We start from the raw sequence: 25,362 nt of genomic DNA on the forward strand, positions 1-25,362 counted from the left end.
TTTATTAGAGTTTCAATTTATTTTCAAGATGATCAAAGGCATCATTAATGTTATTAAAAATATGCGCCTCTGAAATTAAATCTGGAACTATATCTATAGAGACAAGCTTATCTTTAGGTTGTTCTTGTACAGCAGTCAATAGCACTTGTATGCCTCGTTGTTCTAAATCTAAAACTGCATTTTCCAAAGCATATAAACCAGACTGATCTATATATGGTACTCTATCCATACGAATGATAAGAGACTTCACCTGATCTGGAATATTTTTTATTTCATTTTGAAAATGAGAGGTAAAACCGAAAAACAAAGGACCATATAAGTGTTTGATATATACCTTGTCTTTATGCGCCTCGTAAAATTCAACTTCATCTTGCCAAGGTTTTTCACCATCAAAACCAGCCAGAGTACCAACTTCCATACCTTCTTCACCAATATCACTAGATCGCTTCATAAATAATAAGCATGCCAGTAATAAGCCCATTCCTACCGCTTGAATTAAACTTCCAAAAGTTGTTACCATTAATACCAATACGAGTACAAATGCATCAGCTCTTGGCACTACTAATAAATGTTTTAAGCCTTTAGTGTCTATAATTTTAAAACCAATAGGAATTAATAATCCGGCCAAAACAGAAAGCGGAATAAAACCGGCTAACTTTTCTAATCCAAGAAGTACAGCTAACAATACGAGACCATGAATGGTACCTGAAACTCTTGTACGTCCACCAGAATTGATATTTACTACAGTTCCTTTAGTCGCACCTGCGCCTGGAATACCACCAAAAATTGCAGCAATAGCATTCCCAATTCCCTGCCCAATTAATTCTCTATTACTGTTATGTTTTGTTTTGGTCATGTTATCAGCAATAACAGAGGTCAACAAAGAATCGATAGACCCTAATATTGCCAAAACAGTTGCATATTCACCAATTAGCATATAATGTTTTGCATCTACAGAAAACAGTCCATCAATTTGAAGAGAAGGTAATCCTGATGGAATTTCACCTATAATAGGAACAATATTATCCAAATGCCATCCTAAAAAATACCCTACCAACGACGCTACAATCAAAGCAACTAATGCACTAGGAATAGCTTTTGTGACAAATGGAAAGACATAATAAATGACGACTGTTAATCCACCAAGTGCTAATGCTCTCCAATTAAAATCACTAAATAAACTTGGGAAATTATAAATAACATCCATAGTAGACTTAGATGGATCTAATCCTGCAAACGGAAATATTTGTAGAATAATGATTATAAGTCCTACGCCACTCATAAATCCAGAAACTACAGGATATGGAAAGTACTTTACATAGCTTGCTATATTTAAAAATCCAAATACAATTTGAAAAATACCGCCAAGTAAAAACGTTAAAATGATGATTGGCATAGCAGCTTCCATACTGCCAGTAATTTCGTAAGCAGAAGCAACTAAAGCAGCAGAAACGACAGTCATAGGTCCTGTTGGTCCACTTGCCTGTGTTGCCGTACCACCAAAAATAGCCGCAAAAACTCCAACAGCAATAGCACCGTAAAGACCTGCGATAGCACCTAAACCAGATTGTACACCAAAAGCAAGAGCCAAAGGTAACGCGACAACACCAGCAACTAAACCACCAGTTAAATCACCTTTGAAATATTTAAAGTCGTAATATTTTGAAAGCATAATATGAATTGATTAGTTAGATGAGTAAAGAAAAAACCTTTCAGATAGAAATGCAACATTTATATTACTTAGCAGATTTGTTCAACGTTGTATTCACCTGAAAGGTTGATTATTTTAAGCTGAAAGCTTTATTAATTATTAGGATTATAAGGTAAGGAGGATTTGTGTACTACTATTCTTAGATTTCCTTCACCATCTTTTACATAACCAAGAGTGTACTCTACTTTTACTTCGTCACCATCTAAGTTTGTAAAGAAATAATTACCCATAGCAATTGCCATATTTGTGCCACCATTTATAATTCCGATATTCTTCCAACGCACTTTTGTCCATGGTTTAATCGCAAATCCGCTATCTTCAGGATATGTCTCGTTACCACCAACAAAATAAGATAACGCTGCGTCAAACGTACCTCTAAATTGATCCTCAGACGCCAACGTTGGCTTAAAAAGTACCATACCTAAATCATAGGCATATAAACGTTCAATATGATCTGATGCGGCCTTTTCATAATCACCGCCATTTGTAAATACTTGCCCTATTTTTACAATACCTTCACCCCATTCTTTCTGAGCAGCGATTACTTCTGCTTCTGTTATACTGTCAGTAGAATAACTTGTAATTGTATTCATTTCATTTTCCTTTTTTAATTAGAGTTTTTCTTGTTTTTCGTGTTTAACGATTAAAGAATTATCGTTAAACACTAATTTAAGTCTCAATGAAAATTTAAAAAAACGAGTGTAGGAAAAATTAACTAATATTTATGATTTTGAAGTATATTTTGCTTAATACTAAGCTGTTATTAATCTATAAACGTTTTACCATTATTATTTTTTCTCATCCAAAGCTCATTATGTGTAGACTGCTCTAGTACATTACAATAGACTCTATAGCCAACATTTGTTTTATAAAGTTGATTATCTAAATTCACAAGTGCTTCATGTTGCATATTTATTCTTGGAATATAGATTTCTTCAATTTTAACTCTGAATTTATCTAGGATACCTGAAAATTCTTTAGTTTTTTCTATTGTAATCCACTTATGAATCTTAGCATATTGCTTCAAAAGATTAATTATGAAAGCTCTCGATGGATTATTATAAGCTGCATAGGAAGTTAAAATCGTATCCATGATTTCGTGAATGTACATGGATAAATTGAATTGTTCAGATTTATTTACTTCATTAATTGCTTTATAAAGATTGACCGATAGCCAATCCTTATCAAGTTGAAGATCGACCACTTTAAATCTAAAATCTACCTCTTTTTTGACGTTATTAGTAAAAAATGAAGAACGATAAGTTTCTATTTTCTCTATTTCTACAACTCCATTATTTAAAAGATTTAATAGAGCTAGTCTTAAAGTAGTATATGTGTATAATTTCCAATTAAAAGGTGCTGAAGACGTCAATACACCATATTCAAATCTTGGATATTTGCCAATAACGTACATGCCAATATCTTCGCATACAACAGATTCAAATTTGATATCTACACTATTAATTATTGCCATTAAACACTATTACAAAATTGACATTAATTATTCTCAATAGCTTTTAATGAATCTATCTGTCTCTGTAGTGCTTCTATCTTTTCTGTATTGTCATCTACCTTTGGAATCGCTCTAAGTGAATCTACAGCTTGTTCTATAATATCTTCATCTTTTGGTTTCTCTTGGTAATAATACCCAATACCTTCACTTGCTCTCCAAGCTTCATTTAATTGATTATAGACGGTTTCATCCCATGTACTTGGATGTTTTACATCTATCCAAATAACATCTCTATACTCACTATCTATTAGTACTATATCTGGTGTAGCAGATCCATCAAATTGTTTTGCATTCTTCTCGCTTATTGAAGAAATAGTACCTAAAAAGAACATGCGTTTTCTACCAGCTATGTCTTTAATGTAGGGTCTAAATTCTACAGGTGTGCTTGCTTTCCAGTCGTATTCTTTACGAGATTCTTTAACTTTTAAAGGCATTGCAGACACACCAGCATAACCTTGCTTCTTACTCGCATGATCATAATAATATAATTTATTAGTTCCGTCCGCAGGAATAAAGACACTGTAACTTAAACTTGTACGTTCATCGCCTACTGGCTCTAAACCAAACCAATGGTATAAACCACTGTAAGCATCAGAATTGTTACCGGCAAAATCAAAATCAGTAACATAAGGTTGTTGGTTTTGATCTTTAGGCATCAATGGAATCTTAACCGCAGTTTCCATATTCCAAGGTAATGGATCACTAAAACCACCTAAAAACTTTAAAGACTCCGCTTGTAATTGTGAAACCCTTTCTGATAGCGTATTTTGCTTTGTTAGAAATTTATAGTTCTTTACTTCTTCTGGACTCACAAATGTGCCCTTACCAATAGTTATACGTTCTATATAGTCGTTAAAATCATGCTCACCATTGTCAATTATCATTACACCACCAAATGTTGGGTATGGAAAAAAGAAACCTTTCCACTTAATTAAACTTACCACTTGCACCCATTTGCCATCATCATTTTGCATATAATAGGTATCACTTGGCTCGTAATTAAAAAGCATCCAAGGATTAAAACGCTGTACAACAGCATTGTATGTATTTCTGCTGAACTTTAAGGATTCACCAATTGAAAAGGTTACCGGAATTCTATTTTCGTTAGAAAATCGTGGAAAAGGCGTCGTACTACTAACAGAAAACACTTCTTCTGTATTATCACTAATGCGTTGCATAATATACTTTTCACTAGGCTGTATTGCCATAGTCCATTGGTTATCTGTACCGATACGCACCAAATGCGGTAAGGAAACATCTTTTGTTTCGCCAACACTTTCATTGGCCATAGAAAAAATATTTCTTAATGGTTGAATACGTTCATTTTGTGTTAATGGTAAGTCATCAATTTCAACACGATTAAGATTGTTATACACATTATAAGTTTTCATATAATCGTATAACCCTTGATTCCACCCTAAAAAATACAAGACTCCGAAAAATACTAAGAGTATACCAAGAATACCTAATCGTCCGCCTGTGCTAGCTGTTTTTCTAAATTTTCGTAATCCTAAAGTTAGGACCAAAAGACTAACGATAATAACAAAAATATACTTTCTAATAAATAATAACAAAGGCTGATAATCATCTCTAAAAAAGAAAAGTAATACCAATATTAGTAATCCAACAAAAATGGTAATCCGTTTTTGTTTAGCACCTTTTTTCCAGTAGTTTTTTATCATAGTTAATCTGTCATTCCTGAGAAATCAGGAATCTATTTTTTGTTATTTATTATGTGATTCCTGCCTTCGCAGGAATGACATTACATTAGCCCCTTGTCCTTTAAACGCTCACGTGCGCTTTTCTTTTCTTCAGTAACTTCTTCTGTTTTTGTATCTACCTCTTCTTTAATTTCTTCAACGTCATCGTTCGGTTTTAAATCTTCTATAAGGTCCTTTCCTTTTTCAACTGCATCACCAACCAAATCACCTAAAGAATCACTTTTTTCTTCTATAACTTTTGAGGACTTAAGTACAAAATTTGCAACATAAGTTCCTATTAAGGTTCCAACAGCAAATGATGAAAATCCGGATATACCATTATAACTTGAAAATACTGAAATTGGTGTCAAGAATTGTAATATCAATCCAACCAACAATAAAGAAAACACCACAAACAATAGTCTAGGAATAAAAGGCTGCTTGTAAATAAATCCTTTGGGATCGTCTGCTCTCATTTGTAGTTCTTTACTATTAAGAATTTTATTAAAAAACCGATATACACCATTACCATTAGACTCTCGCCAATACAAGAAAATACCGAATAATATTGCTGCGATAAAAATGACAAGTTCTAGTCCCATGAATTAATGATTTAAGTTCTTATAAAGTTAGTCTAAAAAACCTAGATATTGTTACGAATTGTCTCTATCACCCAATCTTGAAATGATTCGTCCCAAGTATCATAGTTTTTATAAAACTGTTCCTTATCATACCAATACAAAAACAAAACATCCTTTGGTGAAATATTTACTAATAACTTATGAATTAAATCGCGATGCTCTGTAGATAATGATGAATGAGGCTGATGCAATGCAAAATACACAGACTCATCTACCAAATCTTCAATTTTATGGGAGTTACTTCTCTCTAACTTATCAAGATACAGCTCTACTCCCATGACTTGCTTTCTGGCCTCAATATCTATTTTATTTAAATAACTCCTAAACAAAGATTTACTCTCTAAAATATCACGAACTGGATGTGTCGGTTTTTCTAGTTTTTGATATAATTCAAACTTTCTAACGCGTTCATAAATTGGTGTAGTCACCATGTACTCTAAATTGCATTCTATAATGATATGGCTCTTAAGTTTATCTATTAATTCTGGTTGAGAAATATGATAAATCAACACATCGTGTAAAGTATCTTTTATGGCTTCTTTATAAAAATCCATACTTTCAAAAACCACAATTGGTTTTATAAAATCTCTAAGCACATAAACACCATCAAAAGCGCGTGTATAAAACGAACTTGTATTAAAATGTAATGGATGAAGATTTAAATCTCTTTCTCGTAAGTCACCATATTTCTTTGCAGATTCTAATAATTCTTGGTGTATATCTTCATCGATGAAGTTATTGCCTGTTCTAAACTTATCTACTAAACGAAGTTGCTCTTTTTGTTTTTCTTCAAGTTTATCAATAAGTCGAAAAGAAATACTTACATCCTCATACTTCAAAATATCTAAAGGTTCATAAAACACATCAATATCTTGGTCAAAATCTATGCATATTGCAGAATCTCTGGTAATATCTTCAATCTTTTTACCATGCGTTTTAAAAATATGTTGCAACATTTCTCTATCAAACGAATGAAATGGCAAATACACTGGTTTTGCTTTTTGTAATGGGGAAATAATGATTCCATGAGGATTTGCATCACCATGGTTAAGATATTGCATATCATTTTTCTCCTCTGCAACTTCTGGACTCCAACCCATACCATCAATAGAAAATGATGTGAGTTTTGTTTCTTGAAACCCAAGAGTTTTGAGGCATTTATTATAGCGCTGAACCAGTTTCCCACTTACCGGTATAAGTTCACTTCTGTATAGATTTGCTTGTTTTAGTTTGTTCATTGCATTGCCGCGAAAGCGGTAATCTTTTTGTAATATTTAGATTCCTGCCTGCGCAGGAATGACAATTAGTTGAATAATTTATTTATATCAAAGCGTTTACTTGTTGGTCATATTTCAATAATTCTGGTTCTACCTCAATAATATCCCAATAAGAAATTGGTTCTATATCATGATTTTTCAAGCATTTAATTACCATTGTAATATTTGACATTATCTTATTGAATTTCAGAGGTATAAATAATGTAAAATCATTTTCAATTATCGCACAATTTCTACTAAATTTTGTCCTTTTGGGCTTGACTTGATTGAGCTTTTTGAATATGTATTCTGGAATAAACTGATTCTGCATTTTAGGATTAAAATAGATATTAATGTGAATCCATTGTCTTTGTCCTAAACTATCTTTTTCAGGTTTAATTATAATCAAGTAATTATCTATATATCCTAATAATCGATTTGACCTTTCATAAAAACCAATGTCATGAAAACGTTTAAGCTCTTTTTTGTTTAATACTTTTTTACTGTATCTATCTTTCCATTTTCCGCCAAACTTATAAAGGATTGTTCCAAAAGTAAATGTAATTCCAACATTCAAAGCTATAAATGCAATGACCATCATTTGGATATCTTCAATACCTGAATTACTAAAGTAAGCAGAAAGAAACATACCTGCACTCATTGTAAAAACAAATACAAAAACAGGTACATAATATTTAATAATTACATTTTGCATGTTTCAAATTACTGCCTTAGCAGGAATGACAATTAGTCTAACAATTTATTTATTTCCGCATATTGCAATAACATAATTGTTTTTGCATCGCGAATGTGTTCTGTTTTAACCATTTCAATGGCCTCAACAAAAGAAAGCTCTAATATCTCGATTTCTTCGTCTTCTGTATCTAAGCCGCCACCACCATTAACCTTCATTGTATCATCGTACTCTGCAATAAATAAATACATCTTTTCAGTTAATGCACCAGGTGAGGTATATGCCGTAAGCACTTGCTTTGCTTCTTTTATCTTGTAACCTACTTCTTCTTCCGTTTCACGGATAATGGTTTCTAAAGGATGATCATTATTATCAATGGCACCTGCACAAGCTTCTATTGACATGCCTTCATCTGGGTTATTTTCAAAAATAGGCATACGAAACTGTCTCGTTAAAATTACAGTACCTCTTTCTTTGTTATACAGCAAGATTGCAGCCCCATTTCCTCTATTATAGGTTTCACGAGATAAGCGTTTCCAGTTTCCGTTTTTAAACTTATAATCGTAATCTATTCGGTCTAGAGTTGCCCATGCTTTTGATAAGCTAATATGTTCTATGTTTTTCAGTTTATCCATTTAATGATGAAAAATATTACAAAAAAAGCAATTAGAAAACCCAAAACATAAATGAACCTTTCCTTTCTTCTTCGCAAGGCGGCTTCACTTCTGATCTTCTCTTTTACTTTATTCAATTGTTCTGTAGAAACCTCTTTAAAACTTAATTTAGAACTATGTTTTGAAGCAGAACGGATTGATTCTCTATTGTCCTTAAATTTCTTTCTATTTGATGGACGCATAGATCGGTTCTGTTTCATCCGATTAACCATATCCAGAACATGACCTGCTCCTAATCCCATAAAATTCTATTCTTGCTTATTGAATCGTTCTCTCGCCTCAGTTTCTATATTTAATTGACTGATTCTAGCATCTACTTTACGTTTGAAATCAGTGTCTGCAATGGTCGCTACATTGTCTAGATAACGTACAACTTCTTGTCTTCTAATATCACTAAAATCAAGACCTTTCATGTTTGAACGCATCAGTTCTTGTAGCATTCCGAACTTAGTTTCGTAATCTTGTTTGAAATAAATTTCAGGATTTTCGAACCAATCAGATTCTAAATCAAAATCTGTGAGTCTTAGAGATACTGCTTTTTGAATATTCCTTACATCTCGTGACGAAAAGAATGGAAATACCTTTTGAATTTCAGTATACAAGTGTGCGTAAAACATATGGTCGTCATCATCATGTTTCTTAGACACTTTTTCAAATACTTCATAAACACGTTCTTCTGTAGGCTTATCAATTTTATCTAATATTTCACCCAAATTCTTAGCAACACGCTGCGCATCTAGATACTTGTAGTTTTCAGGATGATCCATATCTATAAAATTAGGCATGGTATCTTCAATGTTTTTCCACCAGAGATAATCTTGGTCTATGAAATCTTTTTCATTTCTAGCTCCATCAATTTTAAATCGACCTTGTACACGCGAAATCACAGCTTTATCAAGCATTTCTGGAAGATTAGTAAATAAACCAATAGAACTATTTCCGTAGTTTACAGCATAAGCACCTTCTGTATATCTTAAAAAGACACCAATCACTTCTTTTACACCAGCAGAAACACCTTGTGTAGTTCGTTCTTGCAAATTATTTTCGGCATCATCAATCGGTGCAAAGATTAATCGTGTTGGGTCTTGTAATGGTTTCATCCATTCTACCATTTTCTCAGCAGAACCACCTTGAAATGTACTTATCAAAGTATCTGGCATTGGATGAAACAAAAATGGAATTTCTAGGTTTTCACTATATTCTTTAAGTCGTGTTGCAATAGCCGCAATCAACATACTTTTTCCTGTTCCTGGTATTCCGTATCCCATAAACACAGGCATAAAACCACCTAATTCTTGAAACGGGTTTTTCTTAGCGTCAAAATCGTAGCTCATTAAACGCTCTGTCAATCGCCTTGCAAAATGCTTAGCATCTTTGTTACCTACAATTTGTTCAAACTGAATTTTATTGAACTCTACACTGACAGCAGTGCCAGAAAATACGTTATTCCAGCCATCAACAGCAAAATCTGAATTATCTAGCTTATAGGTTCTATCTTCAATAGTATCTGTGTATTCTAAACTACTTTTACGAAGTTGTATTTCATCAATTAAAGCTTCAAAATAAACTGCTGTAAAATCAATGACATCTTTATCTGATTTTATAATATCCGGATGACCTAAATACTTATCATAATAGAACAATTGACACGAAATCCCTTTTAATGGCGACATAAATGATACCTCAGGAATACCGGCGAATTTCTGCTTCATTACTGATAAATCGTCGGAAGCATATGGCTTTAAATCGTGTAAAATTTTATATGCAGTCGCAAACAACATAAATGCAGTAGCGGTTTGCATCTTACTTTCATACTCGCGCTTCCCTTTACTATCTAATGCTGACCTATTTTCGTGTAAAGTGGATAAACCTGATGCATCGTAATAACTATCCTTTATCCAAATTCCCATTGTAATACCTTCTTGTACCGCATACAATGAATGGTTTAAGTGTATAGGAATTGCAACAGATTCTGGCAACAATCTTTTCTTTAAACCCAAAACTGTTTTTGAAACAGATGTTACAGATACATTACTGCCATTATTTGCACGCGACAAATACAATAATATAGATTCATCCTTTCCATTATCATCTCTATTTTTGGCTCGTTGACTCTGCTCCCATTGTATAGATTTTAAATAGGATGTTGCTTCATCACGAAGCATATCGAGTTCATTTTGTTTTATAGGAAAGGTCGAACTGTGTTGCATTCTTTTAAGTTATAAGTAAAAAGTTATAAGTAATAAGTCTGATGTTTACTCTCAGTCTCAATACACTTAACTCGTTATTTTTCTATTTAATCCCAATAATCAAATATCTCGGTGATATCTAATCCATTACCATTATCAAGATAAATATTATCCCAATATAAATTCTGATTAGTTTTTATAAATACTCTGTAATATCCTGTTTCTAAACTTTCAAGATTAAAAACTAACTCGTTATTATCTAAATCATTAAATGATTCTGTAGCAATATCCGAGATTTCATCTATAGTATAGGTGATACCTGTTAGTATGTCATCAAAATCTACATTTTGAAACTGTTCTTTATCCACTCTTCCAGGAACTATCCACACATCTGAAATAACATCATTTGTCATCATTAGTTTCACAGATAAATAACCAGTTGATGGGTTTGGAAATGCAATTATTGATGTAGAAGCTATATTTAATGGCATTCTAACATTAGGGTTTCCTAATAGATAATAGCCTGATATATCATCTTGCTTTGCATTAATTCCTGTAAGTAAATCTATTGATGTAGCATCATTAGTATTATCATCCTCAGAGTCATTGCTTGAACACGAAAATAATAGCACAAAAACAAAAAGTAATTTGTATATCTTTTTCATGTTAATTATTTATCAATTTTTAAATCAGAGACCTGAACTGGTGGCAAAGCCAGTTTATTCATAACATCTGGAGTTTTATTGTGCAATAATTGAATGATTCTATGTGGTGCAAACACATAGCGTTGCCTAAAGGTTCTTGCCCATTTTTGATAGGTTTGTTTACTAAAAAAACCACCTTCTTTAAACTCACTTTGTGATGCTAATTCATCAATTTTAAGTGATACGGCAAAAGATTCTAACGGAATGTTTTTCTTTGAAATCCCATCTAAAATAGCATGTGTAATTTCATTTTCATCCTTTGCAAATACATTATGTATTGGTCCTAAATCTATTCGTTTGATTAACTTCGGAAACACTTTTGGTAATCTTTTGTCAATGGCATAAGCCATTGTATCTAAAGCCATTTCTCTATCTGACGTATTCTTTAGGACTTTATATATCTCATCTTTATAACCATTTACATCTCTTCCATCATAATTAAAATACATATAGCAAATAAATGGTCTATTATGAGTGACATCATAAAAACTCCAACTCACTAAATAATCAGTGTCTTGATTTGATAATTCTTGTATTTTTCCTTGAACAAAACGATTGAATATGTATTCCTTTTTTGCAGATGAATAATACACAATAGACGATGCTTGAAAAAGATTACGTTTAGAAATTGGTTGCTTTTTACGCATTAATGTATCTAAGAAATCGTCTTTAAGTGTTTCAATATCAGTCAACTTATTTAAAAACTCTTCTCGTAATTCTAAATCATTAAAAAGATATCTGAATTCAAGATAATTTGGAAAACCAGAATCCGTTAGGTCCACTTTCATATTTTCCTCTTCATCATACATGTATTTTACACGCATTGCCTCAATAGAATACAATAACAAATCTGTATACTGTTTAAAAAGTCTTATTTCGTTTTCGTTAAGTATTCTGTGTTCTTGTGTAGAAACAATGATTTCTTTTAACGCAAAATCAATCATCTTGTGATAAAACACATATTGTTCTTTAGAATCTAATACTGCGGAATCTAACGGTGTTGCAATCATGTTCTTAGTATTCAGTTTGCAGTAGCAGAAATCAGTATATAGTTACTGATTTCTGCTAACTGATTACTTTTATCCTAACAAATCGTCTGTTTCTTCTGGCTTTGTCTCACCTTCAGGCTCGCCACCATCAGCAGGTGCGTTAGGATCAGCTTCATAATATTCATTGAAGATATCCTTCATGTCAATACCGTATCTATCAGCAAAATTCTTCTGAAGTTCGGCATCTTTAGTTCTAATATCCTTTAGAGCTTCAGCATAACTTCCGTAGATACCTTGCATCACTTTTTCATGTACTGGGATGTTATCCATCATATCTTGACGTGCTTTAGCACTTGCCGTATGCATTGCAGCTAATGTCTCACCAATATGCTCATCTGTTTTAACACCTAAATGTTCTAAGATAGCTGCAAACTCTTGGTCTGTTCTCGCTTTTAAAGCAACTACATAACCGTCATAATACTTTAAACGCTCATCAGTATCTGACTTTAATTTTGCTCTGTGTGTTTGTAAATTACTACGTAAAGACGTTAATACTTTAATAGTCAAGTTATGCTTGTGTACGAAGCTGTCTTTTGAAGCCGCTAAAGTTGTGTAAGCATTCTTTAAACCTTCTAATTCCTCTACCTTTTGCTCTAGTTGCGTTACACGTTCTAAAGCTTCTGAATACTCTGGTGATTGTTTGTCTGCAACTTCTTCTAAAGCCTGACGTGCTTGTTTTAATAAAGCGTATTGTTCCTCTAGTTGCGCTACTACTTGTTCTTTTTTCTCTAAAGCTTTTGTATGATTATTACTTGCTTCTACTATAGCCGTTTTGAGGCTTTCTTCAACTTCTTTGATTTCAAGTTCACGATCTTTTAGTCGTTTTATTGCTGCTTGACTTTTAAAAGACAACTCATTTAATAATGTCTGAACATCGGCAGTCTCAATACGTTCTTGAAACATTGCTTTGGCTTTATTATCAGCTCCATCACGTTGTTTTTGAGCAGCTGTCAATTCATCTTCTGCCTTTTTAATTTTACTTTTTCTTCCCCAAAGGTTATTCCACCATGTGTCTGGTTTATTTTTTGCGTCTTCTAATTCTATTTGCGCCCGTTGAAGACGTTTTACAGCATCATCAATGATTTTTTGCTCAGCTGCATTTAGTGCTGAAAAACCTTCGAACATAATACCAACTTCATCTTGGTAATCTGTAAGGTCTTTAATAGCATCTAGAAGTGTAGATCTATCCTTCTCAGCCATATCTACGACATTGTCTAATGTTGCATTTAATATTTTCTGACGACTTTCTGGATCATCTTCTTGGGCCAACTTAGACTTCATTTGGTCTATGGCTTTTCCCCAGTTAACGTCTACTTTTTCTGTTTTTTCGCTTGAATTGGTTTCTAATAAATCAAAATCATCAGACATATGTTACAAAATAATTTAGTTGAACAAATTTTAGAATAAGCAATTTCGGTAATTTTTTAAGACTAAAAAAACTTTATATGCTCAAATATATGTAGTTAAGGCATGGAAAATGTTACAAAATATAATGAGGTTATTGATTTGAATATTTGTAATATAATTAGCCAAAAAGTTGTCATATGTTAATAAAAATGACAAAAAGTTAATTTTTTATTCAAGTTATTAACAAGGTCTGAAAAGTGAATTTGACCCGAAAAACCCTGTGTTTCAACGGATTTAACATGCGTTTTATCGATGTTATTAAGATTCTAATGCACTAAACGTTTTATAATTAGACTTTTAGGTTGGAATATTTTTTATATCTTAGCATTATATATCCCAAATCTAATTTAATCATATCTATGATGTTCAAATACTTAATGTCATCGCTTGTAGCTGTAACTACTACTCAGCTGACAATGGTTTTAATCGCCGTTGCTTCCATATTTTCAGTTTTTATTATAATAGCCATTATTAAAATGTATAGACTTAAAAAAGAAAATAAAAAATTAATGGAGACTAATGCTTTTAAAGATGTCGACGAAAGTTATAAAGATTTTACTGGAGGTCATCTTTATGGTGATAACTAAAATAATCGGATGAAACTGTTTTTATCTTTTGCCTTAGTGGTTGTTTCCTTTTCGTATTTAGTGTATGCCATTTATTTGTTGTGCGAACCTAAACAAAAAACCACATTTAACAAAGGGCTAAAAAAATTTGAATCAAACTTTAAAGAGCTTAAGAGAAGTACAGAATCAAAAAATAATTACACCATAAGTGATAATCATTTATACGAATAAAAAAACCTGCAAGTTGCAGGTTTTTATTTTTTAAAGCTTCATAGTTTATTATCTTATCTAACAAGCTTTTTATACTTGATACGTTTTGGCATTAAATCTCCACCAAGACGTTTCTTCTTATTTTCTTCATAATCACTAAATCCACCTTCAAAGAAATACACTTGGCTATCGCCTTCAAAAGCTAAAATATGTGTACATATACGGTCTAAGAACCATCTATCATGCGAAATCACTACGGCACAACCCGCAAAGTTTTCTAAACCTTCTTCTAAAGCTCTTAAAGTATTAACATCAAGATCGTTAGTAGGCTCATCTAAAAGTAATACATTACCTTCTTCTTTGAGTGTCATTGCTAAGTGTAAACGGTTTCGTTCTCCACCAGAAAGTAGTTTTACTTTTTTGTTTTGTTCACTTCCAGAGAAATTAAAACGACTTAAATACGCACGAGAATTTACTTGTCTTCCACCCATCATCACCAACTCTTGCTCATCACTAAAATTCTGCCAAATGGTTTTTTCTGGGTCTATATTAGAGTGACTTTGGTCGACATAGGCAATCTTAGCAGTATCACCAACTTTAAACTCACCTTTATCTGGTGTTTCCTCACCCATTATCATTCTAAAAATAGTGGTTTTACCAGCACCATTAGGTCCGATTACTCCAACTATTCCTGCTTGTGGTAAATTGAAATTTAAATCATCGTATAGTAACTTATCATCATAACCTTTAGCAACACTAACCGCTTCAATAACATTTGTTCCTAATCGTGGACCATTAGGAATATAAATTTCAAGTTTTTCATCAAGTTGCTTTTGGTCTTGACTCATTAACTTATCGTAGTTCTTCAAACGTGCTTTTTGTTTTGTCTGACGACCCTTTGCGCCTTGACGAACCCATTCTAGCTCTCGCTCTAAGGTCTTCTGACGTTTTGAAGCAGACCTGCTTTCTTGAGCCAAACGTTTAGATTTTTGGTCTAACCAAGAAGAATAGTTTCCTTTCCAAGGAATACCTTCACCTCTATCAAGTTCTAAAATCCAACCGGCAACATTGTCTAAGAAATATCTATCGTGAGTTACTGCTATTACAGTTCCTTTATATTGTGCTAAATGATGCTCTAACCAGTGTACAGATTCTGCATCTAAATGGTTGGTTGGCTCATCTAATAATAATACGTCTGGTTCTTTAAGTAATAAACGACACAATGCAACGCGACGACGCTCACCACCAGACAAAACTGCTATTTTTTTCTCGCCATCTGGTGTACGTAAAGCATCCATTGCGATTTCTAACTTGGTATCAAGTTCCCAAGCATTTGTTGCATCAATCTGGTCTTGAAGCTCAGCTTGACGATTCATTAGCTTTTCCATTTTATCTGGGTCAGAATACACTTCTTCTAATCCAAATTGGTCGTTAATGCTGTTGTATTCATCTAATACAGCAACAATCTCTGCAGCTCCTTCTTTAACTACCTCTAAAACAGTTTTGTTTTCGTCTAATTGAGGTTCTTGCTCTAAATAGCCAACGGAATAATCTTGAGAAAAAACGACATCACCTTGATAGTTTTTATCTACTCCTGCGATAATCTTTAATAAAGTAGATTTACCAGAACCATTAAGACCAAGAATTCCAATTTTAGCTCCGTAAAAGAAACTTAAATAGATGTTTTTTAAAACTGGTGTATTAGCAGATTGAAATGTCTTGGTAACACCAGACATTGAAAAAATTATTTTTTTATCGTCAGACATTATTATAGTATTTAGTAGTTAGTAATTAGCGATTAGGAAATAATAATATACTATTCTCTCAATTATACTCTTCCTTTTAGAGCATTAAATACCCATGCATTACAGAAAAATCCAAAGCCAACAGCTGCAAAACCCCAACCTGCTACGTCATCATATCTAAATGCACCTAAGGCGATAAGTCCAAGTCCTACAAAAATCATAATCCAAGTAGCCCAAGCTAAGACTGTGTTTTTATTCATTGCCATATTAAAAAATGTAGTTTTGTTAGTTTGTGTAAACACAAATATCGGATTTTTAAAAACAAAAAAGCACCAAACAGGTGCTTTTTGTATAGATATAAGATTAGATTAAATACTTGCAGCAAGCCTACTTCCTTGGTCTATAGCACGTTTGGCATCTAATTCTGCCGCAACATCAGCACCGCCAATAACGTGTGTTTTTACTCCTTTTTCTTCAAGTGGATTTAATAATTCTTTAAACGGAAGTTGACCTGCACATATAATGACATTATCCACGTCTAGCAATTTATTTTCTTCATTTTGAACGTAATGCAAACCTTCATCATCAATCTTGGTGTATTGTACTTCGTTAATAAAATTAACCTTCTTCTTTTTTAATGTTGACCTATGAATCCAGCCTGTAGTTTTCCCAAGATTCCCGCCAAATTTACCTTTACTTCTTTTAAACATATAAATTTCTCTTGCCGAAGGTTCATGTTCTGCTTTTACACCTTCAATTCCGCTTCGAGCTTCAAGAGATTTATCAATTCCCCATTCTTTTAACCAAGCATCAACATTTAATGCAGTACTTTCGCCCTCGTGAGCTAAATATTCTGATACATCAAAACCAATACCTCCAGCTCCAATAACTGCTACCTTCTTTCCGACAGGTTTTTTATGTTTTAATACATCAATATAACTTAATACTTTAGAATGCTCAATACCTTCAATTTTTGGCGTTCGTGGCTGAATGCCTGTTGCTAAAATAACTTCATCAAAACCACCATTTTTTAAATCTTCAGCTGTAACTCTGGTATTTAATTTAAGATTTACGCCGTGTAATTCTATTTGTTTATTAAAGTATCTTATCGTTTCATAAAATTCTTCTTTACCAGGGATTTGTTTAGCCATATTAAACTGACCACCAACTTCTGAATCTGCATCAAATAAGGTTACTTTATGACCTCTTTGGGCAGCGACAGTTGAAGCAGCTAAACCTGCTGGACCAGCACCAACAACTGCTATTGATTTTACGTTATTTGTAATGGTGTAATTTAATTCTGTTTCGTGGCACGCTCTTGGGTTTACCAAACAACTTGCTACTTTCTGCTGAAAAACATGGTCTAAACATGCTTGGTTACAACCAATACAAGTATTAATTTCATCAACTCTGTTTTGCTTTGCTTTATTAACCCATTCTGGGTCAGCCAAAAATGGTCTAGCCATAGAAATCATGTCTGCATCACCATTTGCTAAAACTTGCTCTGCAGTTTCTGGCATATTGATTCGGTTTGTAGTAACCAACGGAATAGAAACTTCTCCTTGCATTTTCTTAGTCACCCAAGTAAATGCTGCTCTAGGAACTGAAGTTGCAATGGTTGGAATGCGTGCTTCATGCCAACCAATACCAGTATTGATAATGGTTGCTCCTGCTTTTTCTATTTCTTTGGCAAGGGTTACTATTTCTTGCCAAGAACTTCCACCTTCAACCAAATCTAGCATGGAAAGTCTGTAGATAATGATGAAGTTTTCACCAACTGCTTTTCTTATTTGACTAACGATTTCAACAGGTAAGCGCATTCTATTTTGATAGCTTCCACCCCATTTATCATTGCGTTTGTTAGTTCGCTTTGTGATAAATTGATTAATTAAATATCCTTCTGAACCCATAATCTCAACACCATCATAGTTTGCTGCTTGCGCTAATTTTGCTGAGTTTACAAAGTCTTTTATGGTTCTATCTATGCCTGATTGCTTTAGCTTAAATGGAGTAAATCTATTAATAGGTGCTTTAATTTTTGAAGGTGCTACGTTAAATGGATGATAACCATAACGACCTGAATGCAATATTTGCATGCATATTTTGCCATCATACTTATGCACTTCGTCGGTAATAATTTTGTGTTCTCTTACGTGTTTTTTCGATGACATTCTTGCTGAAAAAGGACCTGTCCAGCCTTGTATGTTTGGTGCAATTCCACCTGTAACTATTAAACCTACTCCACCTTTTGCACGTTCACCATAATACTTTGCGATTCGTTCAAAACCATTTTTCTCTTCTTCGAGTCCAGTATGCATAGATCCCATCAAAATTCTATTCTTTAGCGTTGTAAATCCTAAATCTAAAGGTTCAAAAATATGAGGAAACTTATTCATTGCATTGGTTTTGAATTAGTGAAAATTATTATGCGCGCATAACAGTTGCAATATAGTACTTTTAAATAAACCAAAAAAGCACTTAATAAGTGCTTTTTTGGTAAAGGAATTATCTAAAAATTGAGAATTCTTAAATTTTATTAATTCATTGGTACTTCAATAATTACCAAATCTGAAGTTTTCTTAGCATTGATTGTAACACTTTCGGTTTCTGAAACACCTAATGCATCTCTTTGCTCTAAAGTATTATCTGCTACTTCTACTTCACCATCGACAACAAATACATAGACTCCATTATTTTCTGATTTTAAATTTAAATCTACAGCATTATCAGCATCTAAAGTTGTTCTGTATATATAAGCTTGTTGGCTAATTGGTAACGCTTCACCTTCTATTTTATCTTTTGGTGCAACAACCGTTTGTAATTGATTTTTCCGTTCTGAAACATCAAACATACGTTGTTCGTAATTTGGTTTTACACTCATTTCTTCTGGTATAATCCATAATTGTAAAAAATTAACATCATCTGTTTTGCTATCGTTAAATTCTGAATGTGTTAAACCTGTTCCTGCACTCATAACTTGTACTTCATCGACTTCAATAGCACGTTTGTTTCCCATACTATCTTTGTGTGATAATGCTCCCTTTAATGGAATTGAAATAATTTCCATATTTTGATGTGGATGCTTACCAAATCCCATTTCTGGTTGTACAACGTCATCATTTAAAACACGTAACATTCCAAAATTCATACGTTCTGGGTTTTGATAACCTGCAAAACTAAATGTGTGATGAGACTTTAACCATCCGTGATTTGCGAATCCTCTGGTGTTTGCTTTGTGAATTATTGTTTTCATAGTTTTCTATTTTTTTATCGTTCTCTATACATTATACTACAGCATAATACGCTAACTGACATACAGTTTTTTTGATTTTCATATTTATTAAGCTGGTAAAAATCCCATTTTACCCATTTGATAATCTCGCATTGCTTCAAGCAATTCGGTTTGCGAATTCATTACATATGGTCCGTAAGTTGCGACGGTTTCATTTATAGGTTCTCCTGATAGAAATAATAACTTACTATCCGCTTCGGCTTTTATTTTAATGCCTTCGCCATCTTGCATAAATTCCATTAATTGATTCTTATCTAATTCTAATGCTTCAACATCGTTTACAGTTACTTTTCCATTAAGTAAGTACAACATACTTTGATGTGAATTTGAATATGGAATTGTGGATTCTCCGCCTGCTTTTGCATCTATCATAAAAGCATTCACAGAAGTTTGCGTTAGAATTCTTCCGAAGGTATTATCTATTTCTCCAGCAATGATTCGTGTTTTAACTTTATTATCTTCTGAAATAATTACTCTAAAATCTTCGTGCTTTTCGTGCTGATAATTAGGTTGCATCATTTTCTTTTCGGCTGGAAGATTTAACCATAATTGAATGCCTTCTATATAACCGCCTTTTTCTACAAATGATTTTGCTGGTCCTTCAGAATGAATAATTCCACGTCCTGCTGTTGTCCATTGTACATCGCCAGCATTAACGACACTTTCATTTCCTAAAGAATCGCGATGTAACTGCTCACCTTGCACCAAAAATGTAATTGGTTCAAAACCTCGATGTGGATGTGGACCTAAATCGAACGGATTACTTTCTGGACTTATATGATAAGGCCCATAATGATGTAATAAGATGAAAGGGTCAATCATCTCTATGTGTTGCGTTGGAAAGGGTTGACGCAAGCGTGTTGGTCCCATATTTACAAAGTGACTCTTACCTGCTCTTTTTATTGTATTTAGTTTCATTTTTAAATTCCTTTCGTTTGAAATATTTTCCATGGAAAATATTTTATTAAAAAAATAGTTTATTACTCGTTACGAGATACCTGCATAAGTAGGAATAGTAGATATTTGATTATCTCATTTTATCAAGTAAATTACTTAACTCCTCTGCCTCACTTTCGGTTAAGTTTTTTAATAGTTCTCTGTTCAAGTCTTTTGGGATTGACTCTAAAAGCTGTAATCCTTCTTCTGTAATCGAAATTTGAACGACTCTTCTGTCGTGTTCTGAAGGAAAACGTACAATTAAATTCTTTGCACAAAGCTTATCCATTAATCGTGTGGCATTTGGTGCGCGTTCTAACATTCTATCTTTAATCGTTTGAACTTTTAAAGGCTCTCCTGCACCACGTAAAATCCTTAAAATATTGTACTGCTGTGGTGAAATTCCAAATGTTTTAAAAGCTTCATTTTGACAACTGTTAATCCAATTTGCAGTATAAATAATATTTAATAACGCTTTTACTCGGTTGTTTGGAAACTTTGAATTTATATCTTTTGAAATATCCCCCATTATCTGAGTACTTAGTATAAAGTATTGAGTAGTTAGTCTTAGACTATATCTCTAGAATCTTACGTCTGAATATTTGCTTCTCTTATTAAAAACCGCATTTGCAAAAGGACAAAGCGGCATTATCTTAATGTTTTTTTCTCTTGCAAAGTTTACAGCAGTTTCTACCAATTTGTAACCAACACCTTGACCTTTTAATGATTCATCAACTGATGTATGGTCAATAATAATTTTATCATCTCCTGCGTAAGTATAAGTCATGCTTGCTAGATTTCTACCATCAACTTCATAGTAAAATTCGCCGTTTTTATTATCTTCAGTATGTTGAATGTTCATGTCTATAAACTAATTTCAAATTGTTTTACTTCACCTAACAATGTATTGTTTAATTCTTCATTTGTAATTTTTGCTTCAGAAAAATTTTGTCCAAATGATGGTAGTGAGAAAGTAGCAACTATATTTCCGCCCATATACGGAAAACGTCCTTTAGCTACTTCCAAAACTGTTGCTCCACCTCTAGCTCCTGGTGAAGTTGCCATTAATAACATTGGTTTTTCACTCCATAATTTTCCGTCTATTCTAGACATCCAATCAAAAATATTTTTGAAAACCGTTGCATACGCTCCATTATGTTCTGCTAAAGACAAAACTATACCATCTGATGATTTTATATAATCTAAAAACTTTTGAGCATTTTTAGGGATTCCGTGTTCTTGCTCATAATCAATTCCATATAATGGTAATTCAAAATCATTTAAATCTAAAACTGTTAATTCAGCACCTTCAACTAAAGAGGCTGCATAAGTTGCTAATTGCTTGTTAATTGAATTTTTACTGTTACTTCCTGCGAATGCGATTACCTTTTTCATTTTTAAGAATTAAATGGTTTGTAATTGTTTTGTGATTTGACTAATCTGTTTTTGAGCTGTTTCTTGCTTAGTTTCAGCATCAAACATAAGCTGGTCTAATTTAATCATTTCTACATCAGAAATCCCTATGAATCCTAAGAAATGCTGAATATATCTGCCTGCAAAATCAATCTCACTATCAATTTCTGTTCCTCCACTACTAACAACAACATAAGCTTTTTTGTTTTTCAGTAAACCAACAGGTCCATTTTCGGTGTATTGAAACGTTAATCCTGCTCTAGCTACTAAATCAAAATACGCTTTTAAAGAGGCTGGAACTGAGAAATTATAAATTGGTGATGCAATCACGATAGTATCTGCCTCTAATAATTCTTCTACTAGTTGTTGTGATATTTCTAGTACCTTCTTCTGTTCGTCAGTACGTTCTCCTTTAACAAATAATGAAGCTAACATTTCTTCATTAAGGAAAGGTAAATCTGAATACGTTGTATGTCTATTTACTACAGTTGTGTCGACTTCAACCTCTTTAATTCTGTTTATAAGCTTATTAGCATACGTTGAAGATATGGAAGATTGTCTGTTACTACTTGCGTTGATATTTAAAATTTTCATGCTTGTTTATTTTATTTGTTACAAATTTATAACATATATATATATATTCCAAGGAATATATTTCCATGTAATTTATATTTAACGTTTCATTTAGAAAATTGCTTCTAGAACAAACAGTAATGTTTTGTAAATTCGTGCCAAATAACTATAACTATGGACATCAACTTCAATAAAAACGAAGATCACAATAAACTCTTACTTTCTGAACTCAAAAAACGACTTACCAAAGTTAAACTAGGTGGTGGCGAGAAAAGTATAGAAAAGCACCATTCTAAAGGTAAAATGACAGCAAGAGAGCGTATTGATTATTTATTAGACCCAAAATCTAAGTCTATTGAAATTGGTGCATTTGCAGGTGAAGATATGTATCCTGAATATGGTGGTTGTCCTTCTGGTGGTGTTGTAGTTAAGATAGGATATGTAAAAGGCAAACAATGCATTGTAGTTGCAAATGATGCTACCGTAAAAGCTGGTGCTTGGTTTCCGATAACAGGAAAAAAGAACTTAAGAGCACAAGAAATAGCGATTGAAAATAGACTGCCTATTATCTATCTTGTTGATAGTGCAGGTGTATTTCTGCCTATGCAAGATGAAATCTTTCCAGACAAAGAACACTTTGGCCGCATTTTTAGAAACAACGCGGTGATGAGTAGTATGGGAATTACACAAATAGCTGCTGTTATGGGAAGTTGTGTTGCAGGTGGCGCTTACTTACCAATTATGAGTGATGAAGCTCTTATAGTAGACAAAACTGGCAGTATCTTTTTAGCAGGAAGTTATCTTGTAAAAGCGGCTATTGGGGAATCTATTGACAATGAAACTCTTGGTGGCGCAACAACACATTGCGAAATATCTGGTGTTACAGATTATAAAGCCAAAGACGATAAAGATGCGTTAGACACCATTAAAAACATAGTTGATAAAATAGGTGATTACGACAAAGCTGGATTTAATCGTGTAGAATCTAAGAAGCCATTTGAAAACCCTGAAGATATCTACGGCATATTACCAAAATCTAGAGCAGACCAATACGATATGAATGAAATCATTAAACGCTTGGTTGATAATTCTGAGTTTGAAGAGTATAAAGCTGGTTATGGGCAGACCATTATTACTGGTTATGCTCGTATTGATGGTTGGGCTGTTGGTATAGTTGCTAATCAAAGACAAATTGTAAAAACAAAAGGTGCCAAGACTAAACCTAGTGAAATGCAATTTGGTGGTGTTATTTACAATGACAGCGCAGATAAAGCAACACGTTTTATTGCTAATTGTAATCAGAAAAAAATTCCATTAGTATTTTTACAAGACGTTACAGGATTTATGGTTGGTAGCAAAAGTGAACATAGTGGCATTATAAAAGATGGTGCAAAAATGGTAAATGCAGTAAGTAATTCAGTTGTACCAAAATTTACAATTGTTATTGGCAACAGTTATGGTGCTGGTAATTATGCGATGTGCGGTAAAGCTTATGACCCAAGATTAATCGCTGCATGGCCTAGTGCAGAACTTGCAGTTATGAGTGGGAAATCTGCCGCCAAAGTGCTATTACAAATAGAAACGGCTTCATTAAAAAAGAAAGGCGAAACCATTACCAAAGAGAAAGAAGAAGAGCTTTATAACAAGATAAAATCGAGATATGATAATCAGGTATCTCCATACTACGCTGCTGCACGTCTTTGGACTGATGGCATAATAAATCCGTTAGATACCAGAACTTGGATTAGTATGGGTATAGAGGCAGCCAATCATGCACCCATTGATAAACCTTTTAATCTTGGAGTCTTACAGGTTTAAAAAGAATGAATAAGAACAAAAAAAAGAGCACTTTAAAAGTGCTCTTTTCATTTATGTGTAATGTTAAGCCAACTTACGCTTGCTTAGCTTTCTTTTCTTCTCTAATTTCTTTAAAACGTTCAATTGCTGAACCAAAAACCCAGTAAGGAATTACAAAAGTTAAAAGGAAAATCATTAACCAGAACCCTATTGTTAATATGGTTAAAAATGCTAAAAATCCTAAATATTGGTCAAAGTCGAACATAGTTACGTTTTATTAATTTTTTTTTGATGTCACAAAGATATAACCAAAAAATCTGTTTTACAATAGCCTAATTGAGATTTATTAACATGTTATTAATACTTAGATATTGTTCGCATGGTAGCCTACGAGTCCATCTATAGGTCTTCTAACAAAGTTTCCAACTTTATAACCAAACTCTTCAGCTACCTCCTTAATTTCATCTTGAGAGAAATAAGCAATAGAACCTGCAAAGTGCACTGGAATACCAGTTTCTAATTCCTCTTTAAACTGCATGATCATATTCTCAGAGAATAAACGAATTCCTTTCTTAATAATATCTTTTATATAATCTGAATCTTTATTTAAAAACATAAACTCAGCGTGGTCTGCCAAATATGCACTAGGATTAGCTTGTTTGTAAAGATTATACTTAATGTAATCAGCATCTAAATTATGTTTATGTTCAAACGCTAAACGAATTGTTTCAGGCATTTTATCAAAGTAGTAATCTCTAATTAGCTGTTTACCAAAATAATTACCACTAGCATCGTCCATAAGTGTGTAACCTAAACTGTACACACGTTGATGTAACTCATTACCATCAAAATAACTACAGTTAGATCCTGTGCCCAGAATACATACTACAGCCGCTTCGTCGTTGGTGTTAATACACGCTCTAACTGCCGCATAAGTGTCTTCGCGTACCTCAACTAAGGCCTTTGGGAAATAATCTTCTAATACAGATTGCAACATGAGCCTTGGCTTTTCAGTACCACAACCAGCACCGTAGAAGTAAACATTAGTTACCTGATGTGATAGCGCTAATAACTCATCACTTTTCTTAATGGTTTTTCTTAATTTCTTTTCATCAAGAATAGCAGGGTTTAAACCTTTGGTTCTTATCTTATCCGCTGCCTTTTCGCCATTAGAGTTTATTGCAATCCAATCACATTTTGTTGAACCACCATCAGTAATTAAAATCATAATCGTATGAAGTAAGAATAAAATTCCGCAGCCTATAATGAGACTGCGAAATTTTAAAATTTAA

27 protein-coding genes are annotated in these 25,362 nt (G+C 33.1%); 3 read left to right on the top strand and 24 right to left on the bottom strand.

The window, feature by feature from the left end:
* Window positions 1-4: 4 nt before the first annotated feature.
* The 13 genes from HRU50_RS03565 to HRU50_RS03625 form a co-directional block, all read right to left on the bottom strand.
* On the bottom strand, window positions 5-1,672 hold the full coding sequence (locus tag HRU50_RS03565; RefSeq protein ID WP_296348249.1) for a SulP family inorganic anion transporter: 1,668 nt from the start codon (window positions 1,670-1,672) through the stop codon (window positions 5-7).
* A 131-nt stretch (window positions 1,673-1,803) separates the two neighbouring features.
* Complete coding sequence (locus tag HRU50_RS03570) at window positions 1,804-2,304, bottom strand: phosphoribosyl-AMP cyclohydrolase (RefSeq protein ID WP_296348251.1); 501 nt, start codon at window positions 2,302-2,304, stop codon at window positions 1,804-1,806.
* A gap of 170 nt (window positions 2,305-2,474) precedes the next feature.
* Window positions 2,475-3,185, bottom strand: coding sequence for a hypothetical protein (locus HRU50_RS03575; protein ID WP_296348253.1), 711 nt, complete (start codon window positions 3,183-3,185; stop codon window positions 2,475-2,477).
* A gap of 23 nt (window positions 3,186-3,208) precedes the next feature.
* A complete protein-coding gene (locus HRU50_RS03580; protein WP_296348255.1) occupies window positions 3,209-4,906 on the bottom strand; it encodes a hypothetical protein in 1,698 nt (565 codons plus the stop codon).
* Between the two features lie 80 nt (window positions 4,907-4,986).
* A complete protein-coding gene (locus HRU50_RS03585; protein ID WP_296348257.1) occupies window positions 4,987-5,526 on the bottom strand; it encodes a hypothetical protein in 540 nt (179 codons plus the stop codon).
* A gap of 41 nt (window positions 5,527-5,567) precedes the next feature.
* Window positions 5,568-6,803 (bottom strand): DUF6638 family protein, encoded by a 1,236-nt coding sequence (locus HRU50_RS03590; protein WP_296348260.1) that lies wholly within the window; start codon window positions 6,801-6,803, stop codon window positions 5,568-5,570.
* A gap of 82 nt (window positions 6,804-6,885) precedes the next feature.
* Entirely contained in the window at window positions 6,886-7,536 is a 651-nt protein-coding gene (locus HRU50_RS03595) for a hypothetical protein (RefSeq protein ID WP_296348262.1), read from the bottom strand.
* 32 nt (window positions 7,537-7,568) lie between these two features.
* A complete protein-coding gene (locus HRU50_RS03600; RefSeq protein ID WP_296348264.1) occupies window positions 7,569-8,150 on the bottom strand; it encodes an NUDIX domain-containing protein in 582 nt (193 codons plus the stop codon).
* Window positions 8,138-8,431 carry a hypothetical protein gene (locus HRU50_RS03605; protein ID WP_296348266.1) on the bottom strand — a complete coding sequence of 98 codons (294 nt, stop codon included), beginning with the start codon at window positions 8,429-8,431 and terminating at the stop codon, window positions 8,138-8,140. The genes HRU50_RS03600 and HRU50_RS03605 overlap by 13 nt, the downstream gene beginning before the upstream one ends.
* Window positions 8,432-8,437: 6 nt before the next feature.
* Window positions 8,438-10,399 carry an AAA family ATPase gene (locus HRU50_RS03610; RefSeq protein WP_296348268.1) on the bottom strand — a complete coding sequence of 654 codons (1,962 nt, stop codon included), beginning with the start codon at window positions 10,397-10,399 and terminating at the stop codon, window positions 8,438-8,440.
* Between the two features lie 86 nt (window positions 10,400-10,485).
* Entirely contained in the window at window positions 10,486-11,043 is a 558-nt protein-coding gene (locus HRU50_RS03615) for a hypothetical protein (protein ID WP_296348271.1), read from the bottom strand.
* Between the two features lie 5 nt (window positions 11,044-11,048).
* A complete protein-coding gene (locus HRU50_RS03620) occupies window positions 11,049-12,092 on the bottom strand; it encodes a hypothetical protein (protein WP_296348273.1) in 1,044 nt (347 codons plus the stop codon).
* Between the two features lie 69 nt (window positions 12,093-12,161).
* Window positions 12,162-13,499: a microtubule-binding protein gene (locus HRU50_RS03625; RefSeq protein ID WP_296348275.1), complete on the bottom strand. Its 1,338-nt coding sequence runs from the start codon at window positions 13,497-13,499 to the stop codon at window positions 12,162-12,164.
* A 416-nt stretch (window positions 13,500-13,915) separates the two neighbouring features.
* Between HRU50_RS03625 and HRU50_RS03630 the strand changes: the two genes are divergently transcribed.
* Both HRU50_RS03630 and HRU50_RS03635 read left to right on the top strand, forming a co-directional pair.
* Complete coding sequence (locus HRU50_RS03630; protein WP_296348277.1) at window positions 13,916-14,125, top strand: hypothetical protein; 210 nt, start codon at window positions 13,916-13,918, stop codon at window positions 14,123-14,125.
* A gap of 9 nt (window positions 14,126-14,134) precedes the next feature.
* The gene (locus HRU50_RS03635; protein ID WP_296348279.1) at window positions 14,135-14,335 is read left to right on the top strand and encodes a hypothetical protein; all 201 of its coding nucleotides are present in this window, start codon (window positions 14,135-14,137) and stop codon (window positions 14,333-14,335) included.
* 53 nt (window positions 14,336-14,388) lie between these two features.
* Here the strand turns inward: HRU50_RS03635 and ettA are convergent, their stop codons facing one another.
* The 9 genes from ettA to HRU50_RS03680 all read right to left on the bottom strand — a co-directional run bounded on the left by ettA (window position 14,389) and on the right by HRU50_RS03680 (window position 22,294).
* Window positions 14,389-16,080, bottom strand: a complete 1,692-nt coding sequence (ettA, locus tag HRU50_RS03640) for an energy-dependent translational throttle protein EttA (RefSeq protein WP_296348282.1) — start codon at window positions 16,078-16,080, stop codon at window positions 14,389-14,391.
* 62 nt (window positions 16,081-16,142) lie between these two features.
* Window positions 16,143-16,325, bottom strand: coding sequence for a CAL67264 family membrane protein (locus HRU50_RS03645; RefSeq protein ID WP_296349080.1), 183 nt, complete (start codon window positions 16,323-16,325; stop codon window positions 16,143-16,145).
* A 102-nt stretch (window positions 16,326-16,427) separates the two neighbouring features.
* Entirely contained in the window at window positions 16,428-18,455 is a 2,028-nt protein-coding gene (locus HRU50_RS03650) for an NADPH-dependent 2,4-dienoyl-CoA reductase (RefSeq protein WP_296348284.1), read from the bottom strand.
* Window positions 18,456-18,595: 140 nt separating this feature from the next.
* Complete coding sequence (locus HRU50_RS03655; RefSeq protein ID WP_296348286.1) at window positions 18,596-19,312, bottom strand: pirin family protein; 717 nt, start codon at window positions 19,310-19,312, stop codon at window positions 18,596-18,598.
* An 87-nt stretch (window positions 19,313-19,399) separates the two neighbouring features.
* A complete protein-coding gene (locus tag HRU50_RS03660) occupies window positions 19,400-20,302 on the bottom strand; it encodes a pirin family protein (protein ID WP_296348287.1) in 903 nt (300 codons plus the stop codon).
* Between the two features lie 76 nt (window positions 20,303-20,378).
* The gene (locus tag HRU50_RS03665) at window positions 20,379-20,816 is read right to left on the bottom strand and encodes a MarR family transcriptional regulator (RefSeq protein ID WP_296348289.1); all 438 of its coding nucleotides are present in this window, start codon (window positions 20,814-20,816) and stop codon (window positions 20,379-20,381) included.
* 51 nt (window positions 20,817-20,867) lie between these two features.
* The gene (locus HRU50_RS03670; RefSeq protein ID WP_296348291.1) at window positions 20,868-21,149 is read right to left on the bottom strand and encodes a GNAT family N-acetyltransferase; all 282 of its coding nucleotides are present in this window, start codon (window positions 21,147-21,149) and stop codon (window positions 20,868-20,870) included.
* Window positions 21,150-21,151: 2 nt separating this feature from the next.
* Complete coding sequence (locus tag HRU50_RS03675; protein ID WP_296348293.1) at window positions 21,152-21,682, bottom strand: NAD(P)H-dependent oxidoreductase; 531 nt, start codon at window positions 21,680-21,682, stop codon at window positions 21,152-21,154.
* 9 nt (window positions 21,683-21,691) lie between these two features.
* A complete protein-coding gene (locus HRU50_RS03680; protein WP_296348295.1) occupies window positions 21,692-22,294 on the bottom strand; it encodes an NAD(P)H-dependent oxidoreductase in 603 nt (200 codons plus the stop codon).
* Window positions 22,295-22,447: 153 nt separating this feature from the next.
* On the opposite strand from HRU50_RS03680, the gene HRU50_RS03685 reads away from it, so the two are divergent.
* On the top strand, window positions 22,448-24,091 hold the full coding sequence (locus HRU50_RS03685) for a carboxyl transferase domain-containing protein (RefSeq protein WP_296348297.1): 1,644 nt from the start codon (window positions 22,448-22,450) through the stop codon (window positions 24,089-24,091).
* Between the two features lie 73 nt (window positions 24,092-24,164).
* Here HRU50_RS03685 and HRU50_RS03690 read toward each other — a convergent pair whose 3' ends face one another.
* Window positions 24,165-24,335: a hypothetical protein gene (locus HRU50_RS03690; protein WP_296348299.1), complete on the bottom strand. Its 171-nt coding sequence runs from the start codon at window positions 24,333-24,335 to the stop codon at window positions 24,165-24,167.
* 99 nt (window positions 24,336-24,434) lie between these two features.
* Window positions 24,435-25,298, bottom strand: a complete 864-nt coding sequence (locus HRU50_RS03695; RefSeq protein ID WP_296348302.1) for an N-acetylglucosamine kinase — start codon at window positions 25,296-25,298, stop codon at window positions 24,435-24,437.
* Between the last annotated feature and the right edge of the window lie 64 nt (window positions 25,299-25,362).

Source organism: Winogradskyella sp. (assembly GCF_013213835.1).
In the GTDB taxonomy this organism is placed as follows: domain Bacteria; phylum Bacteroidota; class Bacteroidia; order Flavobacteriales; family Flavobacteriaceae; genus Winogradskyella.

What these genes read in the sequence shown, in the direction of transcription:
- HRU50_RS03565 (WP_296348249.1), bottom strand. Translation starts at nt 1,672, where the DNA reads ATGCTTTCAAAATATTACGACTTTAAATATTTCAAAGGTGATTTAACT.
- HRU50_RS03570 (WP_296348251.1), bottom strand. Translation starts at nt 2,304, where the DNA reads ATGAATACAATTACAAGTTATTCTACTGACAGTATAACAGAAGCAGAA.
- HRU50_RS03575 (WP_296348253.1), bottom strand. Translation starts at nt 3,185, where the DNA reads ATGGCAATAATTAATAGTGTAGATATCAAATTTGAATCTGTTGTATGC.
- HRU50_RS03580 (WP_296348255.1), bottom strand. Translation starts at nt 4,906, where the DNA reads ATGATAAAAAACTACTGGAAAAAAGGTGCTAAACAAAAACGGATTACC.
- HRU50_RS03585 (WP_296348257.1), bottom strand. Translation starts at nt 5,526, where the DNA reads ATGGGACTAGAACTTGTCATTTTTATCGCAGCAATATTATTCGGTATT.
- HRU50_RS03590 (WP_296348260.1), bottom strand. Translation starts at nt 6,803, where the DNA reads ATGAACAAACTAAAACAAGCAAATCTATACAGAAGTGAACTTATACCG.
- HRU50_RS03595 (WP_296348262.1), bottom strand. Translation starts at nt 7,536, where the DNA reads ATGCAAAATGTAATTATTAAATATTATGTACCTGTTTTTGTATTTGTT.
- HRU50_RS03600 (WP_296348264.1), bottom strand. Translation starts at nt 8,150, where the DNA reads ATGGATAAACTGAAAAACATAGAACATATTAGCTTATCAAAAGCATGG.
- HRU50_RS03605 (WP_296348266.1), bottom strand. Translation starts at nt 8,431, where the DNA reads ATGGGATTAGGAGCAGGTCATGTTCTGGATATGGTTAATCGGATGAAA.
- HRU50_RS03610 (WP_296348268.1), bottom strand. Translation starts at nt 10,399, where the DNA reads ATGCAACACAGTTCGACCTTTCCTATAAAACAAAATGAACTCGATATG.
- HRU50_RS03615 (WP_296348271.1), bottom strand. Translation starts at nt 11,043, where the DNA reads ATGAAAAAGATATACAAATTACTTTTTGTTTTTGTGCTATTATTTTCG.
- HRU50_RS03620 (WP_296348273.1), bottom strand. Translation starts at nt 12,092, where the DNA reads ATGATTGCAACACCGTTAGATTCCGCAGTATTAGATTCTAAAGAACAA.
- HRU50_RS03625 (WP_296348275.1), bottom strand. Translation starts at nt 13,499, where the DNA reads ATGTCTGATGATTTTGATTTATTAGAAACCAATTCAAGCGAAAAAACA.
- HRU50_RS03630 (WP_296348277.1), top strand. Translation starts at nt 13,916, where the DNA reads ATGTCATCGCTTGTAGCTGTAACTACTACTCAGCTGACAATGGTTTTA.
- HRU50_RS03635 (WP_296348279.1), top strand. Translation starts at nt 14,135, where the DNA reads ATGAAACTGTTTTTATCTTTTGCCTTAGTGGTTGTTTCCTTTTCGTAT.
- ettA (WP_296348282.1), bottom strand. Translation starts at nt 16,080, where the DNA reads ATGTCTGACGATAAAAAAATAATTTTTTCAATGTCTGGTGTTACCAAG.
- HRU50_RS03645 (WP_296349080.1), bottom strand. Translation starts at nt 16,325, where the DNA reads ATGGCAATGAATAAAAACACAGTCTTAGCTTGGGCTACTTGGATTATG.
- HRU50_RS03650 (WP_296348284.1), bottom strand. Translation starts at nt 18,455, where the DNA reads ATGAATAAGTTTCCTCATATTTTTGAACCTTTAGATTTAGGATTTACA.
- HRU50_RS03655 (WP_296348286.1), bottom strand. Translation starts at nt 19,312, where the DNA reads ATGAAAACAATAATTCACAAAGCAAACACCAGAGGATTCGCAAATCAC.
- HRU50_RS03660 (WP_296348287.1), bottom strand. Translation starts at nt 20,302, where the DNA reads ATGGAAAATATTTCAAACGAAAGGAATTTAAAAATGAAACTAAATACA.
- HRU50_RS03665 (WP_296348289.1), bottom strand. Translation starts at nt 20,816, where the DNA reads ATGGGGGATATTTCAAAAGATATAAATTCAAAGTTTCCAAACAACCGA.
- HRU50_RS03670 (WP_296348291.1), bottom strand. Translation starts at nt 21,149, where the DNA reads ATGAACATTCAACATACTGAAGATAATAAAAACGGCGAATTTTACTAT.
- HRU50_RS03675 (WP_296348293.1), bottom strand. Translation starts at nt 21,682, where the DNA reads ATGAAAAAGGTAATCGCATTCGCAGGAAGTAACAGTAAAAATTCAATT.
- HRU50_RS03680 (WP_296348295.1), bottom strand. Translation starts at nt 22,294, where the DNA reads ATGAAAATTTTAAATATCAACGCAAGTAGTAACAGACAATCTTCCATA.
- HRU50_RS03685 (WP_296348297.1), top strand. Translation starts at nt 22,448, where the DNA reads ATGGACATCAACTTCAATAAAAACGAAGATCACAATAAACTCTTACTT.
- HRU50_RS03690 (WP_296348299.1), bottom strand. Translation starts at nt 24,335, where the DNA reads ATGTTCGACTTTGACCAATATTTAGGATTTTTAGCATTTTTAACCATA.
- HRU50_RS03695 (WP_296348302.1), bottom strand. Translation starts at nt 25,298, where the DNA reads ATGATTTTAATTACTGATGGTGGTTCAACAAAATGTGATTGGATTGCA.